The organism is Pseudoduganella sp. RAF53_2 (assembly GCF_052113985.1).
Lineage (GTDB): Bacteria > Pseudomonadota > Gammaproteobacteria > Burkholderiales > Burkholderiaceae_D > Rugamonas.
On the sequence record NZ_JBFRDW010001009.1, the window covers coordinates 1 to 1,339 of the forward strand.

Annotated in this window: 1 pseudogene; it reads right to left on the reverse strand. The window is 65.6% G+C overall.

What is annotated here, in order from left to right:
• Positions 1–295 precede the first annotated feature (295 nt).
• Positions 296–1,339, reverse strand: a pseudogene (locus AB4Z11_RS31875) (hypothetical protein); the annotation flags it as partial.

Consider the following 1,339-nt stretch of genomic DNA (forward strand, 5'->3'; position numbering starts at 1 on the left):
CAAGACCACCTTCGGCATATTGTTCGACCGCAGATAAGCCTGCATATCCGACGCCACCGCCGGCACTTTGCAGGCCGACGCGGCATCAGCGATCAGGCAGAGGACAAGCGCAGCAATGTAATTCTTCATGGCAGGCGATCTCTCAAGGTTGGCCACCCATTATGCCAGCACTTGCCTACCAGGGAAGCGACGGCAACGGGATGATGAGTGAAGACAGGGGCCGTAGCGTGCCACGGACCTGATCAGAACCCAAGGCGGAGAGCAGGTGGCTGCCACGATGTGGCAGCCACCAGTTTTACAGCACGGGTTTGGCGCGGCCGGAGGTGATGGCGTCGTCGATCAGGTCGCGCACGGTCTTGTCGGCCTCGCGCGAAAGGCGGCCCTGCTCGCGGCCCAGCTCGCCCATTTTGCGGCCCAGTTCCTGCATCGGCTTGCTGGCTTCGGCCATCTGGCGGTGCAGCGATGCCATCGGCTCGCGGCTGGAATCCAGTTTGGCGTGCTGGGCGGCCAACTGCTGGGCGGCCTTGCTCATTTGCTCCTGCAGGGGCTGCATCTTTTCCTGCAGCTGGCGCATTTGCTCGTTGAGCTTTGCGCGCTGCTCCTCGTTGGCATCGGCCATAYGCTCGCCAACACGGCCCATGTCGCGGCCGATGCGTTCCTGCTGGCGGCCCAGCTGCTCCATCTGGCGCTCGAAGTTGCGCATGGCGGCGCGCTGCTCAGGCCCGCCCATGGCTTCCTGCACGGCCTTCTCGATCTGCTCGCCCAGCTTGTCCATTTCCTTGCCGCGCACGTCCATGGCGCGGCCCTGCTCTTCCATCTTGGCAGCGTGCGCTTCGACCGGCTTCCAGGCGTCAGCGACCTTGGCCAGCAGGGCTGGGTCCTGGATCACGTATGCCTTGCCGTCCTTGCGTACCCAGACGAAATCGCCTTTGACGTCGGACTGGACTTTGCTCAGCTGCTCCCAGTCGCTGCGACGGCCAGTGATCGAGACTTTCTTGCCGTCACGGATGATGGCGTAGGACAGGTTGCGGCCATCGTCGCTGAAGCTGTAATGCCAGCCGTCGCCTTCACCTTTGGGTGGCTTGGGTGGTTTGGGCGGTTTCGGCATTGGATGGGCTTGCAGGGCCGGGATAGCAGGGACGGCGGGCAACGCGGCGTTGGGTGCAGGCGGAGCTGGTGGTGCGGGCGGCACCGGCGGTACCGGCGGCACAGGGTCGATGTCGTTGCGGGCGAGACGGGCGGTACGCGCAGCATCGCGGGCAGCATTACGGGCGGCGCGCGCGGCGTCACGCTCGGCGCGGACGGAGGCGGCGTCGGCAGCACGCGCGGAGTCCGCGGC